Annotated in this window: 2 protein-coding genes and 1 pseudogene; all 3 read right to left on the bottom strand. The window is 33.9% G+C overall.

Annotated elements, in window-relative coordinates; translation table 11 throughout:
* Window positions 1-255: recombinase family protein (locus BPMYX0001_RS25780; protein WP_033799397.1), on the bottom strand; the 255-nt coding region annotated here is incomplete at its 3' end.
* Window positions 256-710: 455 nt separating this feature from the next.
* Entirely contained in the window at window positions 711-3,140 is a 2,430-nt protein-coding gene (locus BPMYX0001_RS25770) for a discoidin domain-containing protein (RefSeq protein ID WP_033799775.1), read from the bottom strand.
* Between the two features lie 263 nt (window positions 3,141-3,403).
* Window positions 3,404-3,541: pseudogene (locus BPMYX0001_RS34280) on the bottom strand (RICIN domain-containing protein); the annotation flags it as partial.

Here is a 3,541-nt window from a genome sequence, read left to right as displayed (position 1 = left end):
GATATCCTTCCATTCATTTAAAATCGCTTCTTTGTTTCTTCCAAAACGATCTAATGATTGTACATATAAAACATCGCCCTCCCGTAACATCATTTTTACAAGTTGATATTTTTGACGATTAAAATCTTTACCAGATTGTTTATCAATGAAAATATCTCTTTCGTCAATACCAACTTTTTTCATCGCTTCTAGCTGTCTACCTTCATTTTGATCTTTACTACTCACACGAATATATCCGAATTTTCTGTTATTCAAGGTGTCAAAATCTCCTTCTCTTGATGTTTTATAATACATATTATAACAAAACAGTTCCAAAAGGTATCTATTTTTTAGAGACGTTTCAAAAATGTATTTTTGAGGTTTTGGAACGTATATTTCATGTGATTTTAATAGTACCAAAAGGTGTACCTTTTGATACGAAAAATCCCCATGAAATTATTGTGAATTTATATTATTTTTCCATTTTATATTTATAAGAATAGCAGATTGGATGAAATTTGAGGGATCTTGTGGATTTTGAATAAAGTTTGATTAAACTTTATTTCAAAGCAACACTAAAAGTGCTCCTAAAGACGATGCTGATTTTATTACTCTGGCAATTTTTACTTCTACAAAATCTGATACGCATAAGTCATTGTTTTGAGCACATAAAAAATAGACTGTAGCAAACATATAAAATATTTTTGCTACAGTCCCCATTCATCTTTCAATTAGTTTTTATATAACTTTATTTCTGAAGCTGAAGCAAATCCACCGTGTCCTGATACAACTTCAAGCTTTACATACTGAGCATTTACTTTACTGAAACTTGCATTCTTTGTAAGATTATTATCTTCCCACGTTCCAGTTGCAACTTTTGTAAAGTTAATTCCATCCATACTTGTGTATATATTATAACTAGTTATGTTACCATTAGGATTGCCACCTTGTCTTGGAACATAAGCTAATTGTGATATATTAGTAACTTCATTAAGCTTTAGCGTAATGTATGGGGCCTTATCGCTTCCATTCCAAAACGTATGCCACATTGTTGCAGGGTTTCCATCAATTGCATTTGTAGCAGCATTACCATCTGAATCTTGCTGACTTGAGAAACCTGCAATTGATAAGTTTTGGCGCGGTATTAATCCTGCTACAGAAGTATCAGTAAACTTTAAGTTAACAGCATCACCTGCTGGATTTAAACCAGTAGCAAATTTTCTAACTGTTAACGTAACATTTCCTGTTAAATTCGGTAAATTAGGAGCAGCTGGATTATATTTTGTCCAATGTGAACCTTGATCGATGCTGAATTCCATCGTACCGTCTAGACCAAAAACTGAGTTCTCATCATCATTTGCATAAACATTAACTTTACCAACTTTTCCAATTGGAATTAATAAAGGCTGCTCTGTTCCAATCACTCTTGTTAAAATACCATCTGTTGAATTGATTGCTGAGATTTCTTCATTGCTCAGAAGCATATCATTGCTTGTAGCAGCTTTATACGTTTTTCCACCATCAATACTGTATTCCGTATCAGTTTTTATTCCCATTAATTTCCCTGCATTTGCTCCATCAAAACTAAACGTAGCAAGGCACAATCCTAAACTTGGCATTTGGGCTTTTATATTATTAGCTACTTGCTTCTCATTGACATTCGTTATTGTCGAGAATGCATTTAATATATTTAAAGTATATTGCTGAAGCTTAGCTCTATCACTTGTATTCAGAACATGGCTTTTTATTTGAGCAAGAAGATCCATCATCGGTCTTGGTTCATTAGCAAAAGAAGAAACGATACTGTTATTTAATTCTTGCCACTCAGCATCTGTTACATTTGGATTTTGTAACATGAGAGAAACGTAATCTTTCCATACTAAAACATTAATTGGTAGAATATTAGTAGCTGTTTTATAAATTGCACTTTTCTTAGCTGGTGAAGATATCGCTTTCGCTAACCAACGTAATCGCTCTGATTGATCTAGTTTTACTGAATCACGTTCAGCATTTTCAAATAATAATATGTTCGGTACTTGATTTTTCAAACTATTATCTGACCATGGAATAACAGTTACATCATGACGGCCCGATTCTCCCCATCCAAATATATCATTTCCTAAATTCCAAGAAGATGGTTTGTCATTCCATATGAGTGCACAATGTCCAGGCTGTGTAACAGGCATGGCTGCCACACCAAAGGCTTGACTTACTTGCACACCAAACTTTGAAATACCACCGCATACCGCACCATTTCTGTAAATTGAGGAAAGATTCCAACCTAAACCATAGAATGCATCATTTCCAGCTTGAACGCTAACTCCATCTTTGTTGTTTGTTACATACTGAATCAAATATGCACTTGTTCCTATCTTATCTTGACTTTTCAATTCGGGATGTTCCGTATTAATCATTTTTCTTGCCCAAGTTAAATCTTCTTCTGGTGACCAAGTATTCACTACTAATCTTAAATGCCAAACATCATATGTTCTAAAGCAAGGAAGTAACTCACTATTTTGATCTGCTAATTTATAATGTTGGTACCTTGTTAATGGATTAATAGGTTTATTGTTTGTCCAATATTTTATAGGTTCAGCATGAGCTAACGATGTAGCTATAGCTAATTTTAAATACAATCCTTGGTGAGAATCTGCATCCGCATTCCATATTGTATTCCATATCTCAAGTGCATTTACAGGATTGTTTCCTGTGGGACTGCCACCTTCAAGGTATGTATTCATCACATCTGTATTTTTCATAGTCCAGCTAAGAAATTTCTGATGCTCAGCATCTTTTTTAGCGAATGTATTCATTGCTGCAGCACCTGTTTGTGAGATCAATTGCCACTGAGCCAAAGCTGCTGAAAATGCTGGGTCTGCAAGCTTATTTTGTAAACCCGCTCCAGTGATATTTCCAATCTTTACATTCAGATACGCACTGAGATAACTCAAATGACCCTCAAAATTACCATTTGCAATTGCCTGATCTGTCTTTTGGTTCAATGTTTCTAGATTGAATATTTCTAGATTGGATGACACCGTTTCAGCTTGAACTGTCAAGCTATTTGTTAAAGTAGGTGTAAATAGTGTAGTTGCCAAAATAGCAGATGTCGCAAGTACTTTCATCGGTTTTTGGAACATAAAATTATTCCTTTTCTTCATATAAATCATCCTTTTCTTTTCAATTCGTTCCATTAAAGTCTTTTCGCTGAATGAATGTAATTGATTTTGATTTCGTGTTGGTTTCACATTTCTTCCTATTAAATATAGCAAGGGAAGAATATTTAACAGGAAGAGAATTAATTATTTTATCATTTGAAGTAAACAAATAATTGCAACAAGGAAAACCCCCTCATTTTTTGAGGAGGCTCCATCACTTCGCTTTGCTTGTCAAGGTACTGTTGACATATATTTCAATATGTTTCTTATTTAGCTATTGTTCTTGCTATTGTTTGCTTACTGTCTCTTACAATCGAAGGATCTGTAACAACTGAACCATCTGTTCTCTTTAATGTATATTTTGTTACCAGTTGATATGCTGTAAATCCTGTGTTTTGACCAGG

The organism is Bacillus pseudomycoides DSM 12442 (assembly GCF_000161455.1).
GTDB classification, from domain to species: Bacteria; Bacillota; Bacilli; order Bacillales; family Bacillaceae_G; genus Bacillus_A; species Bacillus_A pseudomycoides.
The sequence above is the reverse complement of the archived record's forward strand: the minus strand, read 5'-3'. Positions and strand labels throughout refer to the sequence as shown.

Excerpts from the sequence above, each read along its gene's own strand:
- BPMYX0001_RS25770 (WP_033799775.1), bottom strand. The coding sequence starts at position 3,140 with ATGAAGAAAAGGAATAATTTTATGTTCCAAAAACCGATGAAAGTACTT.